The organism is Pantoea sp. Ft-CA_14 (assembly GCF_024520875.1).
In the GTDB taxonomy this organism is placed as follows: Bacteria; Pseudomonadota; Gammaproteobacteria; order Enterobacterales; family Enterobacteriaceae; genus Pantoea; species Pantoea agglomerans.
On sequence record NZ_JALNPM010000003.1, the window covers coordinates 364938 to 384635 of the forward strand.

Genomic DNA, 19698 nt, shown 5'->3' on the forward strand with positions numbered 1-19698 from the left:
AATAAATTACTGTTGTTTTGCGAGGATGGTCTGGATAGCTTCGCGGAAATCGCGACCCTGCGCGTTGCTGCGCAGGCCGTAAGAGACAAACGCCTGCATGTAACCGAGCTTACGACCGCAGTCAAAACTGTGACCGGTCAGCAGCGAAACATCAACGGTTTTATGTTTGCTCAGGCTGGCAATCGCATCGGTCAGCTGGATACGGCCCCACGCGCCTGGCTCAGTGCGCTCCAGTTCGGCCCAGATATCAGCAGAAAGGACATAGCGGCCTACCGCAGCCAGGTCAGAGTTCAGTCCGGCGGTATCTTCAGGCTTCTCAACGAAATCGGTAATGGTGCTGATGTCGCCAGGGTGATCAATCGGCTCTGCAGTGGTGATTACCGAGTACTCAGTGAGATTGGACGCGGGCATATGCTGCGCCAGGACCTGGCTGTGGCCGGTCTCTTCAAAACGGGCAACCATTGCTGCGAGGTTGTAACGCATGTGGTCAGCGGTAGAATCATCCAGCAGCACGTCAGGCAGCACGACCACGAACGGATTATCACCGATCATCGGACGGGCACAGAGAATCGAGTGGCCCAGACCCAGCGGCTGCGCCTGGCGCACGTTCATGATGGTTACGCCTGGCGGGCAGATAGACTGCACTTCGCTCAGCAGCTGACGCTTCACGCGCGCTTCAAGCAGCGCTTCGAGCTCATAGGTGGTGTCGAAATGGTTTTCTACGGCATTTTTCGATGCATGCGTGACCAGCACAATCTCTTTAATACCCGCGGCAACACACTCGTCAATGATGTACTGGATCATCGGTTTGTCGACGACAGGCAGCATCTCTTTCGGAATGGCTTTAGTCGCAGGGAGCATATGCATACCGAGGCCCGCAACCGGGATTACTGCTTTAAGCTTGGTCATATTTATTCCGTTTAATAAAATGAAGATGTGGGTCGATTATGCAGGATCGGCCGGAAGAGCAAGTATAATCTTTATCTGAAAATCGGACAGTAACTCTCTGTCATAACTTGGAAATTCGGCATTTTGCCCATTGCCAGCAACGGCATAAACTGAATAAAGACAATCAGTAATCGAATATCGCCTCTGTTATTTCCACCCCTGGTCGCCGCGCGGCTGAGACCAGCCATAAATGAAAACGGGCGACCCTGAGGCCGCCCGTTGATATAACGCAATTGTGATTACAACCAGCCTTCAAACCACTCTGGCATCACAAACAGATTAAAGTGATTCACCAGCAACATTATGCCGACAAATACCACCGACACCGCCACCCACTGTCGGGCATAAGGGATAAACCGAATGCCAATCACCGGCTTGATAAAGAATGGATGAGCCAGTGCCGAGATCAGAATCTGCGAGATGGAAAGCGTCAGCGCCACATAGAGCACGTTCGGCCAGATAAAGGTGGTTGCCAGCACCGCCAGAACCACAATACTCGCCACGATGTTCCAGTAGAACTCAACGTTGGTCCGTCCGTTGGCCTGGGAAATTGCCCCGGTCAGTCCGCCCATCGGCCGCAGCATACCAAACAGCAGCATCAGCGGAATCAGATGATAGACCTGCTCGTGGGATGCGCCGTAGAGCACACGAACGATAACCGGCGAGAAGATGCCAATCACCAGGTACATCGCGCTGCTGAACAGCATAATCCCCAGCGTGCCTTTGAGGAACAGCTTCTTCAGCTGCTCGGCATCGTGCTGCTTCTCTGCAAAGCGCGGCAGTGCCAGTCGGTTAATCACCGGCGTCACCAGCTTCAGCGGTTGCAGCACCAGCTCTTTCGCCAGCGAGTAAACACCCAGCATCTCGGCACCCATCACTTTACCCACTACCAGCGCATCGGCCTGGGTACGCAGCTGGTTAATGGTCTGCGAGCCGAGCTGATAGCTGCCGTAGCGAATCGCGCCAATAAAGGTCGCTTTATCAAACTCCCAGGTCGGACGCCACGACTTCTCACCCAGCGCAATCATGCAGAGGATGCGGGTAAAGGCGTTAATGAACAGACCGAGAATCGCCGCCGCTACGGTGAGCGAGGTGAACTCCAGCATCGCCACCACACAGAGGAAGGCAAACAGCTTGGTGCCCATCTCAATCTTCGCCAGCGAAACCATCCGCTTGGTTTTGATGTAGTGCGCCTGATACTGCGACAGATGCCCCAGCACCAGGAAGTTGAGGCTGGTCAGCATGATCAGACCTACCAGCTCCGGCAGGTGATAGAACCAGGAAACCGGGAAGGCGATCAGCAGCATGATCAGGCCAGTACACAAGCTGAGTGAGACGTTCACCCAGTAGATGGTGCTCTGCTCACGACGGGTAATGTTCTGGCGATGCACCAGATAACTGCTCATCCCCATATCCTGCAACACACCCGCCACCGCGAGGATGGCGTTGATGATGGCTAACAGACCCAGCTCGTGGGTTTCCAGTTTGCGGGCGAGAAAGCTTAGCTGTGCAACCTGCAGCACTGCCGAGAAGCAGGTGCTGCCGAACAGCCAAATCGCCTGTGACTTAAATCCACTCACACCAGTCGCTCCAGAATCTGTGCCAGTTCGCCGTAGGCGATATGCTGATTGAATTCAGTCTCAACTTTGTGACGGGCGGCCGCAACCACGGGCGCCACATCCACTTCACCCTGAGAGAGCTTCAGCAGCGTCTCCGCCAGCGCCTCAGGATCGTCCTCTTCCACCAGCCAGCCAGAAACGTTGTTTTCGATCAGCTCCGGAATGCCGCTGTGGAAGGTTGAGACCACCGGCAGGCCGACCGCCATCGCCTCCATCAGTGCAACCGGAATACCTTCCATATCGCCATCTGCGGCGGTTTTGGAGGGCAGCAGGAAGATGTCAGCCTCACTCAGTGCGCGACGGATCTCCTCCTGCGGTTTAAAGCCCGGCATGCTGACGCAATCTTCCATCCCCTCGCGGGCGATGAAATCACGCATCATCTCATCCTGATCGCCGTTACCGATAATGGTGTACTGAAACTGACCGCCACGTTGCTTCAGGATGGCGCTGGCTTTGACCGCCACATCCAGCCCTTTCTTCTCGGTCAGACGTGCCACCGAAACGATACGCAGCGGCGTCTGAAACGCCTGGCGCGGCTGGAAGTTAAACTTTTCCGGCTCAATGCCCATACGCGTAACATGAATTTTTTCCGGCGGGCAGCCCATCTCAATCAGCTTGTTCTTCCACAGATTGCTGATAGGCAGCATCAGCTCACTCTGGCGGAACAGATTCACATAGTCGAGTTTGTGCTCTTCCAGAATGTGACGACGGGAAATATCGGCGCCGTGAAACACGGTCGCCTGTTTACCCTTGAGCACGCCCAGCTCACGCAGCTTGTTCGCCAGGGCACCGGCATAGCCGAAATGCACCAGGAACACATCTGCGGTGAAGGTCTGCTTTGCATTCGCCACAATCGACGGCAGCAGCAGTTTGCTGGACTGTGCGCCATAACGGCGCACATTCAGCGAACGCAGCAGCGACGGCTTCGTCACTTTTGGCAGCACCAGCTTGATGCGCTGGTTCAGCTTATCGACAATCGAGATCTTCTCTTCCGGCAGCAGATAATGCGTCTTCGCCGCCAGACCATACTCATCAAAAGCGGCATGCCGGTTCACTAAATCGCCGGGAAAGACTGAAATAATCTCCACCTCGTAACCGGCATCAATAAAGTGGGTTACCTGATTTAATACGAATGTCTCAGAGGCAACCGGGAAACGCATGGTGAAAAAAGTCAGTTTCATCACATTACCCTAATACTTTGAGAATCTCTTCAGTGATCCGGTTGCCAATTTCCCTTTCATTCGCAACGGCCGTGTCGACCTTAAGCTTGATGTTATCGTAATCGGCAAGCACAGTTTTCACCTTGTCGATTAGCGAGCCATCCATCAGGCTTTTCACATCGGTTGCCATCTGCGGCAGACCAAGCTGGTTCATCACACCCATCGACTTGTGCTCGTAGTTGATCGCCACAGCCGGGGTGCCAAAGTTCATGGAGATAATCGCCGAGTGCAGGCGGGTACCAATGGTCAGATGGCAATGATTCAGCAGGATGCCCAGTTCCAGGTCATTAAACTCATCCATAATGACATGGTAATGTTCAGGCTGCGTCACGTGGTCACGCAGGGTCAGTGCAACCATGCGGTCATCTTTGGCATAGCTGTCGATGCCGGTACAGGTTGAGAACGCCACAACCTGATAGCCTTCAGCAATCATGGCATTGATCACCCGGCCAAATGCCGCTTCATACTCTTTCTGCGTCACACCCAGACGTTTATCAAACGGTGCCAGTTCACGCACGGTGATCGCGATGGTTTTACGTCCATCGATAATGCCCTGCCAGTAGAGCAGGTTATGGCTCGGATTTTCGACTTCGCGTGCGCGCACCAGGAAAGCGGTATCAACGCCAGACGCGACTTTAGAACTGGTCACGCCATCGCGCTTCATCAGGTCAAGACTGACCGATTCACGCAGCACCAGGCTGTCGACCCGATCAAAGACAAAGTTTGCCAGCGCATTGACGCGCGGGTTCTGGAACGGCCCCACCGAGTGACCGATCAGGTAGATCGGCTTTTTCGCCATCAGCGCACAGAGCGCATGGTCAAACTGGGTCACGCCATAGAGGTCAACGAAGAACGATCCGCCAACCTGAATAATCGCATCATATTTTGCCAGACTGTCAGTAAACGCCTTCAGGTGCGGGGGTACAGCGAACGACTTAAAGATCCCGCCCTTGCCCAGATGCGCCATCATGATATCAGGCATCAGGCGGTTCGCGACTTTACGCTTGAACGAACCGACCAGACCTTTACCTGATTTGCTGTTGTGCAGATACAGCGCATCCTGCTTAATATCCTGCTGAAGCAGATAACCGGAGCTGGTTGGATAACGGCTTATAACATCAATTTCTAAATCACTGCGTGCAGACTTCATTGAATCAATCAGTCCACGAAGAATCGCGCCATCCCCGCGATTTCCACACGTATGGTTACCCACCAATAAAATTTTCATAACAACTCCGAATGAATTTTTTTAATTCTGTAAGCCGCCCAGATCCGCAATGGGCAAAATGAACTCTGTTTAAAGTCATGCTTTACGGGATAACGCACCCAAAGGTAGTGCTCCTGTTAAAACCGGCCGCCTCCGTTGTGGCGGCCGTGATGCAAGGTGTTACGACTTAATGGCGAAGTAAGGCAGTGCGACCTGTTTGCCGTTGATTACGACGGAAACAAAGCCTTCCGGCTTGCTGGTATCGACCTGATCGGCGGAGAGCGGACGGGAAGCCATCAGCAGATCGCCCTGCTCGTTGGCACCCACGCCCGCTTTGCCGTTGTGCAGGCTGAAGCGCTGCGGCGCGCGTTTAGTCGCGTCGCCCGCCGGAGGATTGCCCTTCTCCATCTTCGCGTTAACGCGCGCACAGCGACCGGTGACAAAGCGATCTTTACCGGTGGTTTTCACCAGCACGGCCACCGACGGCGTCCAGCCCGCCAGTTTGACGAAGATGCGGACATCGGTGTCATGCTCAGCCACATAGCGCACATCGACAATCGGGCTGCTGCCTTCGGCCGACCAGCTCGCTTCAGAGCGATCTTTTTTGCGCTGTACATGGATCATCGCGCGGCCACCGGTGGTCTTGTCACCGATCAGGTCCATCAGCGGCTTATCGCCACTGCCGTTGCTGAACTGCGACTGACCAAAAATTTCGATCTCCCACGAATCACCCACGGTCGGGGAGTAGAGGCTGCCGAGATCAAACCAGGTTTCCTGATTCGTGTTGTTCTCTAAACGCCAGCGCGAAGTGATGTAGTTGTACTTCAGGCTGCCATCGAGCGCGACGCCATAGGACTCCACACGGGTCGATCCCATCTCCCAGATGCTGAGCAGACGGTCGCCCTGCATGGAGTTGTCGATCCAGCTGCCCGACTGCAGGCTGGTCTGGCGCATATTCAGGCGCGTGTTATGCGCGATCAGCGGATTCTTACAATCTTCCAGGCTCAGCGCATCGACAATCCACTGACCGTTGGAGAGATCGCCCGGGTTATCACAGTGCTCAATCCAGCCGTTATGGATAATCGACTGGCCGCAGCGCGGCAGGTTGAGGACTTTGCCACCACGACAGTACTGCGCATTAAAGTTCGACAGCTCAATCGCGGTGCTGTGGTCCCATTTGCCCTGCTTCTGACCTGACCAGCCCGATTTGATCACATCGCCGCTGCAGCGTGAGGCGTACCACTGGTCGATTTTACAATCCAGAGTATCCTGCAGGCTGATGGCGGTGCCGCCGACTGCGTTAAAGCGCAGGCAGGCACCACGGAAATATTGTCCGCCAGGGCAGTTGTTATGGAAAAAGCCCTGCTTGTTGGGGCTTTTATCGCTGTTGCCGTTAAAGTTCAGGTTGGAAAGCTCAACCCGACGGGCATTCATCTCAAAGACGAACTCTGACTTACCATCCGAGACAATCGTGGTCGCCGGGAAGTAGCCGAAGTTTACCATCGCACCGGACATGCGGAAGAAGTTGAGATACTTATCGCCAAGGTTACAGGCTGAGACCATGAAGGTCCCGGCCGGGAACTGGACACAGATCTGCTGGTTTGCCTGCTGTGACCACTGGAACATCGCCATAATGGCGGGTGCCGTATCGGTTTTGCCATCGGCAATCGCACCGAAATCAAACAGGGTCAGGCGGTTAAAATCGTCTACCACGCGACGCCAGGAAAAGCCCTCACCGGCAAAGTTTACGCCGCCATCATTCTGAGCGGGCTGGAAGCTGCCGACAAACTCGCCGCCGCCGACTTCCCGTCCTTCATGCCAGCTTTTCAGCTTAACCTTGGCCCCTTCAAACAGCGGACGGGTTTTGCGTAACTCCGCTACGGACGGGATCTCACCAATCAGCTGATAACCTGCTGGCTGCGCCAGACGCTGGCTGAAATCTGCAGCGCCCGGACGGCTGACATCTGCGATGTTGAACAGCGTCTGACCGCTACTGTCCTCTACTGCCATCGAATGTGACGGATTGGCAATCAGCGCAGCATTGTCCTGAATAAACTGGGCAAAGTTACCTTTGTTCAGCGCGATAGGCTGAGCAATCTCCGACACTTTGCCGCTGGCATCACGCAGGAAGACCGGGATCTGGTTGCCCGGTTTGCTGGCATCTGCACCTGCTTTACCAATCCAGAGTTTGCCTTCAAAACCCTGCCAGAACTGCGGTGGCATGGCGTAGACATTTTCCGGGGTCAGAATTGGCACGTCGCCTTTAGGCACGTCAGTGGCATCGACCGGCTTCAGGGCGATACCGTTACTTTTTGCAGCGTAGCTGGAAAAGGTGCTCACGGAGAGAGCCCCCACCAGAGCGGAGGCGGCGGTCTGTAAAACTTCTCTTCTTTTCATGCATCAATTCCCGTAGTCAATAAGGCCATTGGCCATGGCGGTGTCCCTGAGGCACGTCGCAAGTGAGCTTTTCCAGCTCCGGTTAAACCAATGACAGCCAGCTTTGCTTAATCTGATTACCGTCGAATTTCAGCGCGGTCTGTTTCGTTTTTTCGCTCATGGCATAGAACAGCGCGTCATCGCTGGCGAGCTGCTCCATTCGGGCCAGAAACGTGGCTTTGTCGTTCATCGGAACCAGGAAACCATCTTCCCCGTGATTGATGATCTCCTGTGGACCGGTCGGGCAGTCATATGCCACTACCGGCAGTGACCAGGATTTTGCTTCCAGCAGTACCAGTGGCAATCCTTCATAGCGCGAGGTCATCAGCGCCATATCGCTGTCGCGATAGTAGTCGTTGATATTGCTGACCTTACCGACAAACTTCACGCTGTCGGTGATGCCCAGCACCGCCGCCTGGTCATGCAGTTGCTGACGCAGTTCACCGTCACCGGCAATCACCAGCGTCCAGTCAGGATGGCTGCGGGCGAAGTCGCGCCAGATATCCAGCATCAGGTCAAAGCCCTTCTGGTTATCCAGACGGCCTACGGCCAGCGCCTGGCGATGACGGGTCTGGCGCTGATAGTCTTTGTAAACCACCGGGTTGGGGATTTGCTTGCTGGGAATGCGCCAGCGGCTGAACACCTGATGATCTTTGTCGGTCAGGACAATCACGCGGTCGTAGTAGCGCAGCAGCAGAAACTTGAGGAACTTAATCGGTTTGCTGAAGGAGTTAATGGCGATGTGTTCGCAGGCGTAGGCTTTGCCCCGCTTCTTCTTCATCGCCAGCAGATTCCAGAAAGCGAACATCACGCTCAGGCGACCCATGCTGATCAGGAAGACGGTATCGAAACCCTCTTCGTGAATCCGGGCAACCGCGCTTTTGATCGGATTGCTCTGCCCTTCAAAGCTGACGATCTGTTTGACGTGCTCAAACGGGTAAAAGGTTTTTCCACTGCCTTCCAGCGAGTAGATGGTGACTTCATGGGTCTCGCCAAGACACTCTGACATGAAGTTACAGATGTTCTCGGTGCCCGCATACGAATAAGCATCTTTGATCACCAGGACAATTTTTTTCATGAAACGCTATCCACCTCAAATTTTAAAGACAATCCTGCCGACAGGCTTAACGATGCTTAAGGGTAAACAGCACACCATTCACCATATACCAGGCGTAATAGTAATAGATTTTTAAAGGATTGTTTTTATAGATAATTCTTAATAATTCAAGGTGCCACTGGGCCGCTTTGTTCTTATTACGGGAAAGGGAATCGCCTAATTCGTAATAGTTGACCAGAATCGTCTGAATTACGCGTGCCTGCTTATAGCGGGTGAATAATTCATACAAAAACAGGAAATCTTCGTGGCCTTTGCGCTGGAATAAAAGCCCCTGCGGCGGGCGGCGGAAACAGACGGAGGAGAAGCAGACGCGATACTGCTTCTTCACAAAGTTTTCCTGCTGCAGGTAAGGTTTGCCGTAGGTAATGTCGTGCTCAGCCTTGCGGGTTTTATAGTGATATTCGGTAATCACAAAATCATCACCGGCCGCGATGGCAGCGACCTGCTGGGTCAGCTTATCCGCATGCCACTCATCGTCGCTGTCGAGAAAGGCGATAATCTCTTCAGTGGCCGCGCGCAGCCCGACGTTTCGGGTCTCTGCTGCGCCCATGTTGACCGCGTTATCCAGAATGGTAATGCGCGGATCCTGACAATGCTCACGCACAAATTCCAGCGAGTCATCGGTCGATTTATCGTTGACCAGATAGAGATGCCAGTCGGTATAGTGCTGATTGATAACCGATTGCACCGCGCGTAACACCGTCTGACGTGCATTATACATAGGCATGACGATGCCAACGGTTCCAACAGAAGTATTCATCTTCAACCCTGAATTAATCGTAAAAAGAGTCGCTCCTGGCATCAGGAGCAGAGCGAGGCGCGGCGCGCGTCAGGAGATCGCTTTCTCACCGCCGAAACGTGCTTTGACCTTGTCTTTTACCCGGTTCATAAAATAAGCACGGTTGTCTTTGTTGGTGAGGAAGAAGTAGCGCGCAAAGCTCAGGCTCGCCATCAGCGACTTACCATCCATCTTGTAGCGCAGCGGCAGCTTAAAAGCTTTGTAGGTGTGGATGTCACGCGGGGTCAGATGCGGCTTCATGCTATCGAGCCAGAACATCGAGTAGTTCACCGATTCGCCTTTGTGTTTCGAGCCAAACTTAGTGACCAGATGGTAGTTCGCCAGCGGTGCGGCGATCATCACAAAGTCATAGCCCATGCGGTCGGCACGTATGCAGAAATCATAATCCTGATGACGGATGTAGCGGGTATCGAACTGAATTTTTGCCGCGTCTTCCCGCTTCAGCACAATGGTGCTGGTCTGGATAAAGCCGTAGCAGCCGAACAGATACTCCGCGACCGTTTCATTTTTGCCTGGCGGCTGCATCGGCATCACTTTCAGGAACGTGCCATCCTGATAGATATTCACCTGGCTGAAAATGACGAAATTCTTTTTGCCCTGCGCGTCCAGCTGAGCAATTTTTTCGCTCACCTGCTGCAGTTTGTCCGCGGCCCACTCATCATCGGCGTCAAGGAAGCTGACGTAGTCACCGGTCGCCAGCTCAATGCCTTTGTTACGCGCACCAGCGCCGTTGAGTTTGACCTCGGAGAGCACCAGATTGATATCGAGATCCCGGTAGCGTTCGCTGCGCACCACATCCGCCAGCGCGGCGGCATCCGCAGATTTATCATCAACGATGATGACTTCGAAATTGCGATACGTTTGTGCTTTAACGCAATCCAGCGTCGTGACAATCGATTCTGACGCGTTATAAGCCGGAATTACGATGGAGAAACGAATGTCCTTCATTGCCAGCACCTCATTAAAGTAGTTCAAAAATAAACAGTTCATTCGACAACGGTCGATGAAAAACCTGTGTTCTGACCGACGACCGCCCCTGGGTGAAACTCGTCACCCAGAGGCGGTCGTCAGATTGATTAGTGGATCAGCCAAAACTCCCGCGCCACTTCATAACCGGTAACGGCCTGTTTGGTTGAAATGGTGTTGTAGTAGAGGTAATAGAGCAGGAAGAACACCAGCATGGCATACAGCGCTGGCTTCCAGGATCGCCTTGCCTGATAAATCAGCGAGGTCAGGATGATCGGCTCGACCTGCTGCAGATAGTTGGACAGGCGCGAACCTGACGGGAAGTTATACAGGAAGATCCTGATCGCTCCGCCGATGGCAAAACTTAAAATCAGCAGATAGTTAAGGCGATACTGGGCGTAATTCTCGCGCTTCAGCTTATCGGTCAGCATGAAATAGAAGAAGACGAACACCAGCATGATGTTTTTCAGGTTCGATACGGCCAGGATGCTGCCACCCATTGCATAGGAGGGGTCATTGTTATAGCCCGATGCCCTCTCTCCCAGCGATCCCAGATGACCGGCAATCAGGGCAATAAAGCCCGAGCCACCCACAACCGATAGCGGCAGACTGGCAACGATGATAATGACCGGCCACCAGCGCCAGTCCCGGATAAACAGGAACGGCACAAGCGTCACCACCATGACACCGGTGTTATGGCTCGTGAACGACAGAATAAAGAAGGCAAATGCCCACCAGTAGCGCTTGAGATAGATCGACCAGAGAACGCCAAGGAACAGCGCAGAACTCAGGCCAAAACGAATCTGGTTAATGTCTTTGTTGATAAAGATGTGCGCCGAATAGAGCACCAGCGCCAGCACCGGATACGGAGACATCTTCCTGAAAAACCATGTGTTGATGGAAACGGCAATGGCGCAGAAGACAAACAGGAAGATGCTGGCATTGTGCGAAAACAGGCTGGTGAGCCAGGCCATCGCAAAAATCAGCGGTTCGTAACGGAAAAACGCAACGGTATTAAAGAAGCCATTAATCTCTATACGTCTTACAAAGTCTTCGAAGAAGCTCCGGTACTGAAAGTCATCCATGCCGGTACCAAGACCGCGTATTCCCCCGAAAATAATCAAAGTCACGGCGGCAAAACAGAGTAGCCAGGTCAGAATATAATTTGTGCGTTCGTCTTTTTTTAGCGCTATTTCAAACAGCGAAAGCAGCAGTAAAAAGCCTGATACATACCAATATGGAGCCATGGTGTGATTCCTTAATTCCACAAGTTCTCATGCCAGCAATAATCACGCTTCGCCTTACCGACTGGCTTTACAGCGAGTCTGATTGCACGGTCACAAATTGCGTGCGGGCGATGCCGGCTGGTGATGAATTCTGTTGAGTGACGCTCGCCATGCGATTTATAGATGTATCGCTTTTGTGGGTTTGGACAGAATAACCTGTGTAAATTGATGCGTGTCGTCATTCAAAGGGACGATAAAAAGGGGCGGTCAGACCGCCCCCTGTTTTATTGCTCAATGATCAGCTTTTGTTCGTCTTGCCGTAGTCATAGGCGTAGTAGTCATACCCATAGCCATAGGCATTAGCGGCTTTGCGCACCACGGCGTTGAGGATCACACCTTTAATCTCAATACCGTTCTGGGCAAAGCGTTTGAAGCTGACGTCTACTTCTTTGGTGGTGTTGGCTTCGAAACGCGCCACCATCAGTGAGGTGCCGGCCAGCTTACCGATGATAGAGGCATCGGTGACGGCCAGGATTGGCGGCGTATCGATTAACACCAGGTCGTAGTTCTTGCTCGCCCACTCCAGCAGCTCACCCATGCGACGATGCATCAGCAGCTCAGACGGGTTCGGCGGAACCTGACCACGTGGCAGGAAGTCGAAACCGTACACGCCCTGCTGAATCAGCGCCGGGCTGAACTCAGTTTTACCGGACAGCACGTTGGACAGACCTGATTTGTTATCTGCGCCCAGCAGTTCGTGGGTGTAACCACGACGCATGTCGCCATCGATAAACAGAACACGCTGACCCGCTTTCGCGACCAGGGTCGCCAGGTTGGCACAGATAAAGGTTTTACCAATACCCGGGCTGGCACCGGTGATCATCAGGATGTTGTTTTTCGCTTCCATCATCGCGAAGTGCAGGCTGGTACGCAGGCTACGAATCGCTTCGATGGAGAGGTCAGTCGGGTTACCCAGCGCCAGCAGCGTTTCGTGCGGATCGGTTTTCACCTTGCTGCCACGACGCGCCAGGGCTTCGGTATCCTTCTTACGCTGCCAGTCTGACAGTGGAACGCTGGCATAGACATTCATGCCCAGCTCTTCCAGCTGATCCGGGTTCTCGATGCCGTGATGCAGCAGCGCTTTCAGCAGAACCAGACCCACTGACACGAACAGACCGAAAATCAGGCTCGCGGCGATGATCAGCAGCTTCTTCGGTGCAACAGGCGAGTTAGCGGTCTGCGCGCCATCGATGATGCGGACATCACCCACGGTGCTCGCTTTACTGATACCCAGCTCCTGCTGACGGTTCAGCAGCTGCATGTAGATCTCCTGACCAGACTGAACGTCACGGGTCAGACGCAGGATTTCCTGCTGAGTCTGTGGCATGCCAGCAATTTTCTTATTCAGCTGAGCCTGCTCACCTTCCAGCGTTTTGCGTTTTTCAAGCAGCGCGCGATACGTCGGGTGATCTTTGGTAAACAGCTGAGAGACTTCGGCTTCACGGAAGGTCAGTTCGTTCAGCTGACTCTGCACGCTGACAGAGGAGTCCAGAGCGGATTTCGCTTCCAGTGACAGGTCAACAGATTCGTTCTGACGACGGAAGGTGTTCAGCTTGTCTTCCGCTTCATCCAGCTTGCTGCGCACGGCAGGCAGCTGAGTGCGTAAGAACTCCAGGCTTTTCTCTGCCTGCGCTGACTTGCGCTCAACGTTCTGTAACAGATAGTTATTCACAATCTGGTTCAGCACTTTGCTGATCTGCTCTGGATCTTCACCCAGATACTCCAGACCCAGCACACCGGTATCTTTACCTTTGTCTGCCACGGTCAGGTTAGAGAGCACTGAACGGATCGCCTGCAGGTTATTCAGCTTGGTCACGGTGAAGCTGGTGCCTTCATCAGCGTGGATCTCGCTGACCAGCATGCTGATGTCGCCGTGCGACTCCAGCTGGCCGACTTTACCTTTGAACAGCTCATCGCCATCTTTTGAGACGGTGTAGCTATCCGGACCGGTCACTTCCAGTTCAACGTTACGTTTGTCGATAGTGCGTGGGATTTCCAGGCGCGAAATCGCGATACTGGCGGGTTTGTTGCCCATCAGGCGCGACAGACCTTTACCGATAACCGGGAAATAGTTCTGCTCAACGACGGTATCCAGACCCAGATCGTCAACGGTTTTGCCGATGACCATACGGGATTCCAGAATCTCGATTTCCGTATCAGAGGCTGGTGTCGGTGGCAGAATGCTGTCAATTTCGTTCAGAACGGTGCTGGCATTCTTCTGCTCAACCTGAACTAACGCATCTGCGCTATAAATGGGTGTTGCAAACAGTGTGTAGAGTGTTCCCGCCAGCATGAAAAAAGCGGTAACGGCAACAATGATCCAGCGATGATCAATTAGCTGTCCCACAAGATGCGCCAGATCCCATCCATTCGAATCCTCTCCCGGCGCGGTTCTGACCTTATTTTTTATATTCATGGATAATCCCAACTATCGGCTTAATACGTTCACCCACTTCTGGGTAGCGTTTTCCAGTAATCCGTAAATCTCTTCAAAGGCCTCACGGCTTTTTCTGTACGGATCCGCAATTTCTTTCTGATTGAGCCAGTGCCCAAGCAGCATGGTTTTGCCACGCGCGGCCGGGTCGATGCGATTCACCTGTTCAATATGTCGCTTTTCCATCACCAGAATCAGGTCAACGTTGCGGCACATCTCTGCCGTCAACTGTTGCGCCTCATGTCCTTCCAGCGACAGACCCTGCGCAGCAGCGACTTCAGACGCCGTCTTGTCGGCCGGGTGGCCGACAAGCGCCCCCAGGCCGGCAGAGCGAACGTCTAAATCAGGCAGCGCACGTTTAAACAGGCGCTCTCCGGTAGGAGAGCGGCAGATGTTGCCAACGCAAACGACTAACACGGACTTAATCATGATGGGACCTTAATTACCCCAGGTACGGATACGCGATGCGGCCTGTGTTGCATCGTTGATACCTGCGATGGTCGGTATCAACTGCCCAATCACACGGTTCCAGCGCGTCAGCGGCGTAGAGGTGACATAAACGATGTCGTAAGGCTGGAGCTGGAAATCGGTTCCCATCACCATGGATGCCGCATCTTTGGTGTTCAACTGATAGATGTTGGCAATCTTGTTGCGATCGGTGCCGTGCAGTGGACGGATAACGAATACACCGGTGGCGTCAGAGGTGGTTTGATCCATCCCGGCCGCATTGCCCAGTGCTTCCGCCAGCGTCATGCCGCTACGGTCCATTTTCAGGGTAGTCTGCTGCTTCACTTCACCCATCACGAAGATTTTCAGATCATCGTTACGCGGAACGTAAAGAATATCGCCTGGATAGAGGAGGTGGTTCTGGCTCAGGTCACCATTCTGCATCAGTGCCTGCAGAGAGATGCGCTGTTCACGACCGTTGTGCGTCAGCACCACGTTGCGCCAGTCAGCATCAGCGGCCAGGCCGCCAGCGGCGTTGATCGCATCCAGCACCGTCAACGGAACGTTGGTGATGGGCTGCTGACCAGAAGTGGTCACTGAACCCGTCACATAGGTTTTCTGTGATTTGAACGAGGCGATGCTGACATCAACCTGTGGGCTTTCAATGTACTGAGCCAGACGACGTGACACTTCGTCACGCACTTCGCCGACGGTACGGCCCGCTACACGCACACGACCGATGTAGGGATAGAAAATGGTGCCGTCAGAATGCACCCAGTTACCGGTGTCGCTGGCGCTACGGTACTGACCCGCTGGGGTGGTCAGTTCCGGGTGGTCCCAGACCGTTACGGTCAGGACATCGCCCACACCGATACGGTATTCGTAGTTCTGAATTTCGTTCTGCAGGGCAGGATTCGTCTGAGCCACCAGTGGCTTCGGACGCATCCTTTCAACCAGTGAAGGCGTTAACGGGAAGACGTTGACATATTTATCGATGTCAAAGTTGCTATCCTGCTGTTCAACAACATCTTTTCCTGATGTAGAAAGGTGAGAACCTGGTTCGATCGTACACCCGCTAAGGAATGTGGCGGATACCAGCAAGGGTATCAATTTCATTTTGATTGTAATCATTTAGATCTTCGCTATCAGTTATTTATTGATAGAGGCGAAACCGCCGCTGTGTAAGCGTCCAACAAAAAGTAAATCCTACCTGACTTAAGCACTGAACCTGTCGTTCATTATCCTTGCTCCACTTGTTATAAGTAGCGGCCATCTACCAGGGTGTACCCTGAACGCCACGCATCATAGCGGACTATGGATGCACAGCGATATCCCTGATGATGGCCACTATCAACGACACGCCTGACAACGGCAAAACACCTCTGAGCGCGCATTAACGCGCTCATTCCGACTCACGATTAATAGGCACCATCGCGTTTCAACACCACGCCCACTGTCTTAAACAGAATCGCGATGTCGTTCCACAGTGACCAGTTTTTCACGTACCACGAGTCGAAATAGACGCGGGTTTCATAGTCAACATCATTACGACCGCTGACCTGCCACAATCCCGTCATGCCTGGCTTTGCCATCAGGTAATAATCAACATCACCGGCATAACGACAGAGTTCATCTTCAATGACCGGACGCGGTCCGACCAGACTCATATCACCGCGCACCACGTTCCAGAGCTGAGGGAGCTCATCGAGGCTTGTTTTACGGATGAAGTGGCCCACTTTAGTAATACGTGGATCATTTTTGAGTTTGAAATCTTTATCCCATTCCGCACGGGCAATCGGATCAGTGCGCAGCACCTCTTCCAGCACTTCTTTTGAATTAATGACCATCGAGCGGAATTTCAGGCATTTGAATTTACGGCCATTCATTCCCACACGCTCGTGACCATAAATCGGTGGTCCACCGTCACGACCCACCAGGAAGCCCAGTACCAGCAGCGCTGGCATCAGCATCAGGATAATCGAGAGCGCACCCACGATATCGAATGCCCGCTTCAGGAAGCGCGACGTGCGTTTGGCCAGGTTGTTCTGAACCCGCAGGATCATCACTTCATGGCTGAAGATATAGGCCATGTCGGTACCGTAGAGCGGTACACCACGCAGGGTTGGGATCACTGACACTGAACGGCAGTTGTGCATCGCCAGCGATTTAAGCCAGACATCACGGTACTGACTCTGCTCATACTCAACCGCGACGATAAACTGCGTTTCGCTGTTGGTGAGGCTCCAGAGCTCCTGCTCGTCGCGCAGCACCGGCACGCCGTTCATGATCTCCTGCGGACAGGTTCCATCAACGTCATAGAAGGCGATAACGTCAAAACCCATGACCTCTTCGCTTTGCAGTGCCTGCCAGGCTTCGTGCGCATTTTTGCTGCTGCCGATAATAATGGTCTGTTTTTTCCACAAGCCATTTTTATTCAGCAGACGTTTAGAAAGCGCGCGGCAGGTCGGAATTAAAATCAGCGCCAGGATCCAGGTCAGTAACCAGACGAAACGCGACATCTGCCACTGCGACAGGGCGGTAATCGACAGGTCGATAACAGAAAATATAAGAATGGTACGAAAAACTTCTTTTAATTCGAACCAGAAAGGTTTGCGGTAAGTGTAGTGACGCAGCCTTACCCAGAACCAGCCAATACAAATTACCGACAGACAAATGTGTGTGGCAATTTTTAAATTCATTTCTTTTTCAGAAATATCTGCCAGCGGCGAATCTGACTGCAAATTAATTAGCATCATCGCCAAAAATAACGCTGCGTTGAAACAAATTAAGTCTGAACATGCCAGCATTAATTTGGTAATAAGACTTTTAAACGTAAATTCTGTATCGCGCATATTTAACTCTTTATTTTATTTCCTTAAACCCGCAACGGCTATCGCCTGTTTAATCATTAAGCGACGAAACCTCTCCAGAGTGAGCCGTTTCTAAGGGGAGCTCCTGCGGCGTTTACGCCAATGATCTTAACCATGAAACCAATAATATCGTGATGAATACCAACAGATTACTCTGACTTAACCACCGCCAGCACTGCTCACTTTATCAACAAAAACGCGATTCGGGCACGCTACCGCCCTTGGCTGTCGCTGCCAATATCGCTGTCATCATTCATAATGCTCCCCGTAATGTGTTAGCGTTACCGCAACGCATCATACAGACGTTCACAGGCGAATTACTCATTCGTGACATTGCGATTAATGTCGAATAGGTACGCAGATTACGACTCTGGGGCAGAGTTTGCTAACTTGTTGCTATACTAGTTATTACTGGCTTGTTTACAAGCAGGTCCCGCCATCCCTGGACTATTTTAGGAAAAAGACTACCAGCAATTAGTATTGAGGCCTGACGGGCAGTGCAATCCTTTCTTCACAATTCGGATTAATGCCATACTCCCGATGAGATAAATCGCATAAGCCCGACAGGTGAATATCTCTTTCCTGTCAGCCAATGACTAAGAATTATCTCTACCGCGCCCTGTGAAGTTAATCAAAGCGTCACACTATTATGTTCATATTTTGCACGATATAGCGCGGTTATCTGAGAACATGCCCCCTGCCCTGCCATTTGTACGTGGCTTCGCACTCCACTATCATCAGAGAAAACTCAATTTAAGACATTCAGGTGAACAACGCATGCTGGAGGTAATTGCAGATCCCTCGCTATGGGCGGGATTAGTAACGCTAATCGTTCTGGAACTGGTTTTAGGCATCGACAATCTGATCTTCATCGCCATCCTGGTGGAGAAGCTTCCAGGGCCGCTTCGCGACCGCGCGCGCGTGATTGGACTGCTGCTGGCGTTATTGTGCCGATTATTGCTGCTGGCATCGCTTTCCTGGCTGGTTACGCTGAAAGAACCCTGGATTACGCTTATGGGCCACCCCTTCAGTGCGCGCGATTTACTGCTGCTGACAGGCGGGATTTTCCTGCTATTTAAAGCCACCACAGAGTTGAATGAGCGTCTTGAAGGGGATGATGAGGCCTCCGGTCAACAAAAAGGCGGCGCTAAATTCTGGCCGGTGGTGGCGCAAATCGTGGTGCTGGATGCCATCTTCTCGCTGGATGCGGTGATTACTGCCGTCGGCATGGTTAATGACTTACCGGTCATGATGATTGCGGTCACCATCGCCATTCTGCTGATGCTGCTCGCCAGCAAGCCGTTAACCCGCTTCGTGAACAACCATCCTACGATTGTGATCCTCTGCTTAAGCTTTCTGCTGATGATCGGCTTCAGCCTGGTGGCGGAAGGCTTTGGCTTTGTGATTCCCAAAGGCTACCTCTATGCGGCAATCGGCTTCTCGGTGGTCATTGAGGCACTGAACCAGCTGGCGCACTTTAATCGTCGTCGGGTGCTGTCGGCCGGTCGTCCGCTACGCCAGCGCACGGCGGAAGCGGTGTTACGGCTGCTGCGCGGCGCGGCAGAACCGGCGGAACTGGATGCGAAAACTTCGTCACTGATTGCTGACAGCGATGACAGCATGCTGTTTAACCGGCAGGAACGGGTGATGATTGCCCGCGTACTGGGCATGGGTCAGCGCCACATTAACAGCATCATGACCTCTCGCCACGACGTCGAACATATCGATCTCAGTGATGATCCGGCAGAGATTATGTCGCGCCTCGACCGCAACCAGCACACGCGAATACTGATTACGGATCACTCCAGCGAACCGCTGGGCGTGGTTCACGTTATCGATCTGCTGCACCAGTCACTGCACCACAATTCCCTGGATTTACGCGCCCTGATTCGACAGCCGCTGGTCTTTCCTGAGCGGCTGACGGTGCTGCAGGCGCTGGAACAGTTTCGTCAGGCCCATACTCACTTCGCCTTTGTGGTTGATGAGTTTGGTTCGGTGGAAGGCGTGGTGACGCTGAGCGATGTAATGGAGACCATCGCCGGCAATCTGCCGAATGAGGCGGGTGAAATCGATGCTCGCTACGATATTCAGATTCAGGATGAAGGTCACTGGATTGCTAACGGTCATATGCCGCTGGAAGATCTGGCGCTCTATGTGAAATTGCCGCTCGATGAGCAGGGTGACTATCATACGCTGGCGGGATTACTGATGGATAAGCTGCAACACATCCCTCAGGAAGGCGAAGTGTTGCAACTGGGTGACTATCTGCTGCGAACGCTGCAGGTCGAAAATCATCGGGTGCAGAAAGTCGAGATCCTGCTGCAGCCCGATATCAGTTACGAGGTCTGA

Annotated in this window: 14 protein-coding genes; 1 reads left to right on the forward strand and 13 read right to left on the reverse strand. The window is 52.9% G+C overall.

Going from position 1 to position 19698, the window contains the following annotated elements:
* Window positions 1-6: 6 nt before the first annotated feature.
* The 13 genes from galF to wbaP all read right to left on the reverse strand — a co-directional run bounded on the left by galF (window position 7) and on the right by wbaP (window position 17331).
* Window positions 7-909, reverse strand: a complete 903-nt coding sequence (gene galF, locus NR195_RS07550; protein WP_010248118.1) for a UTP--glucose-1-phosphate uridylyltransferase GalF — start codon at window positions 907-909, stop codon at window positions 7-9.
* A gap of 278 nt (window positions 910-1187) precedes the next feature.
* Entirely contained in the window at window positions 1188-2528 is a 1341-nt protein-coding gene (locus NR195_RS07555; protein WP_010248120.1) for a lipopolysaccharide biosynthesis protein, read from the reverse strand.
* Window positions 2525-3748: a glycosyltransferase gene (locus tag NR195_RS07560; RefSeq protein WP_010248122.1), complete on the reverse strand. Its 1224-nt coding sequence runs from the start codon at window positions 3746-3748 to the stop codon at window positions 2525-2527. The genes NR195_RS07555 and NR195_RS07560 overlap by 4 nt, the downstream gene beginning before the upstream one ends.
* A gap of 4 nt (window positions 3749-3752) precedes the next feature.
* Window positions 3753-5015: a colanic acid biosynthesis pyruvyl transferase WcaK gene (gene wcaK, locus NR195_RS07565; protein WP_010248124.1), complete on the reverse strand. Its 1263-nt coding sequence runs from the start codon at window positions 5013-5015 to the stop codon at window positions 3753-3755.
* 159 nt (window positions 5016-5174) lie between these two features.
* Window positions 5175-7391 (reverse strand): phage tailspike protein, encoded by a 2217-nt coding sequence (locus NR195_RS07570; protein ID WP_010248126.1) that lies wholly within the window; start codon window positions 7389-7391, stop codon window positions 5175-5177.
* 82 nt (window positions 7392-7473) lie between these two features.
* A complete protein-coding gene (locus NR195_RS07575) occupies window positions 7474-8508 on the reverse strand; it encodes a glycosyltransferase (protein WP_010670977.1) in 1035 nt (344 codons plus the stop codon).
* A gap of 46 nt (window positions 8509-8554) precedes the next feature.
* The gene (locus tag NR195_RS07580; protein WP_256844372.1) at window positions 8555-9307 is read right to left on the reverse strand and encodes a glycosyltransferase family 2 protein; all 753 of its coding nucleotides are present in this window, start codon (window positions 9305-9307) and stop codon (window positions 8555-8557) included.
* 69 nt (window positions 9308-9376) lie between these two features.
* On the reverse strand, window positions 9377-10294 hold the full coding sequence (locus NR195_RS07585) for a glycosyltransferase family 2 protein (RefSeq protein WP_010248134.1): 918 nt from the start codon (window positions 10292-10294) through the stop codon (window positions 9377-9379).
* A 128-nt stretch (window positions 10295-10422) separates the two neighbouring features.
* On the reverse strand, window positions 10423-11559 hold the full coding sequence (locus tag NR195_RS07590) for an EpsG family protein (protein ID WP_010248137.1): 1137 nt from the start codon (window positions 11557-11559) through the stop codon (window positions 10423-10425).
* A 277-nt stretch (window positions 11560-11836) separates the two neighbouring features.
* Entirely contained in the window at window positions 11837-14014 is a 2178-nt protein-coding gene (gene wzc, locus NR195_RS07595; protein WP_010248139.1) for a tyrosine-protein kinase Wzc, read from the reverse strand.
* 12 nt (window positions 14015-14026) lie between these two features.
* Window positions 14027-14461, reverse strand: coding sequence for a protein-tyrosine-phosphatase (locus NR195_RS07600; RefSeq protein ID WP_010248142.1), 435 nt, complete (start codon window positions 14459-14461; stop codon window positions 14027-14029).
* Between the two features lie 9 nt (window positions 14462-14470).
* Window positions 14471-15610, reverse strand: coding sequence for a polysaccharide export protein (locus NR195_RS07605; RefSeq protein ID WP_010248145.1), 1140 nt, complete (start codon window positions 15608-15610; stop codon window positions 14471-14473).
* 287 nt (window positions 15611-15897) lie between these two features.
* Window positions 15898-17331 (reverse strand): undecaprenyl-phosphate galactose phosphotransferase WbaP, encoded by a 1434-nt coding sequence (gene wbaP, locus NR195_RS07610; protein WP_022625020.1) that lies wholly within the window; start codon window positions 17329-17331, stop codon window positions 15898-15900.
* Window positions 17332-18126: 795 nt separating this feature from the next.
* Between wbaP and NR195_RS07615 the strand changes: the two genes are divergently transcribed.
* On the forward strand, window positions 18127-19698 hold the full coding sequence (locus tag NR195_RS07615) for a TerC family protein (protein WP_010248151.1): 1572 nt from the start codon (window positions 18127-18129) through the stop codon (window positions 19696-19698).

Coding starts and splice junctions, on each gene's coding strand:
- wcaK (WP_010248124.1), bottom strand. CDS start 5,015: ATGAAAATTTTATTGGTGGGTAACCATACGTGTGGAAATCGCGGGGAT.
- galF (WP_010248118.1), bottom strand. CDS start 909: ATGACCAAGCTTAAAGCAGTAATCCCGGTTGCGGGCCTCGGTATGCAT.
- NR195_RS07600 (WP_010248142.1), bottom strand. CDS start 14,461: ATGATTAAGTCCGTGTTAGTCGTTTGCGTTGGCAACATCTGCCGCTCT.
- wbaP (WP_022625020.1), bottom strand. CDS start 17,331: ATGCGCGATACAGAATTTACGTTTAAAAGTCTTATTACCAAATTAATG.
- NR195_RS07585 (WP_010248134.1), bottom strand. CDS start 10,294: ATGAAGGACATTCGTTTCTCCATCGTAATTCCGGCTTATAACGCGTCA.
- NR195_RS07580 (WP_256844372.1), bottom strand. CDS start 9,307: ATGAATACTTCTGTTGGAACCGTTGGCATCGTCATGCCTATGTATAAT.
- NR195_RS07590 (WP_010248137.1), bottom strand. CDS start 11,559: ATGGCTCCATATTGGTATGTATCAGGCTTTTTACTGCTGCTTTCGCTG.
- NR195_RS07605 (WP_010248145.1), bottom strand. CDS start 15,610: ATGATTACAATCAAAATGAAATTGATACCCTTGCTGGTATCCGCCACA.
- wzc (WP_010248139.1), bottom strand. CDS start 14,014: ATGAATATAAAAAATAAGGTCAGAACCGCGCCGGGAGAGGATTCGAAT.
- NR195_RS07570 (WP_010248126.1), bottom strand. CDS start 7,391: ATGAAAAGAAGAGAAGTTTTACAGACCGCCGCCTCCGCTCTGGTGGGG.
- NR195_RS07575 (WP_010670977.1), bottom strand. CDS start 8,508: ATGAAAAAAATTGTCCTGGTGATCAAAGATGCTTATTCGTATGCGGGC.
- NR195_RS07615 (WP_010248151.1), top strand. CDS start 18,127: ATGCTGGAGGTAATTGCAGATCCCTCGCTATGGGCGGGATTAGTAACG.
- NR195_RS07560 (WP_010248122.1), bottom strand. CDS start 3,748: ATGAAACTGACTTTTTTCACCATGCGTTTCCCGGTTGCCTCTGAGACA.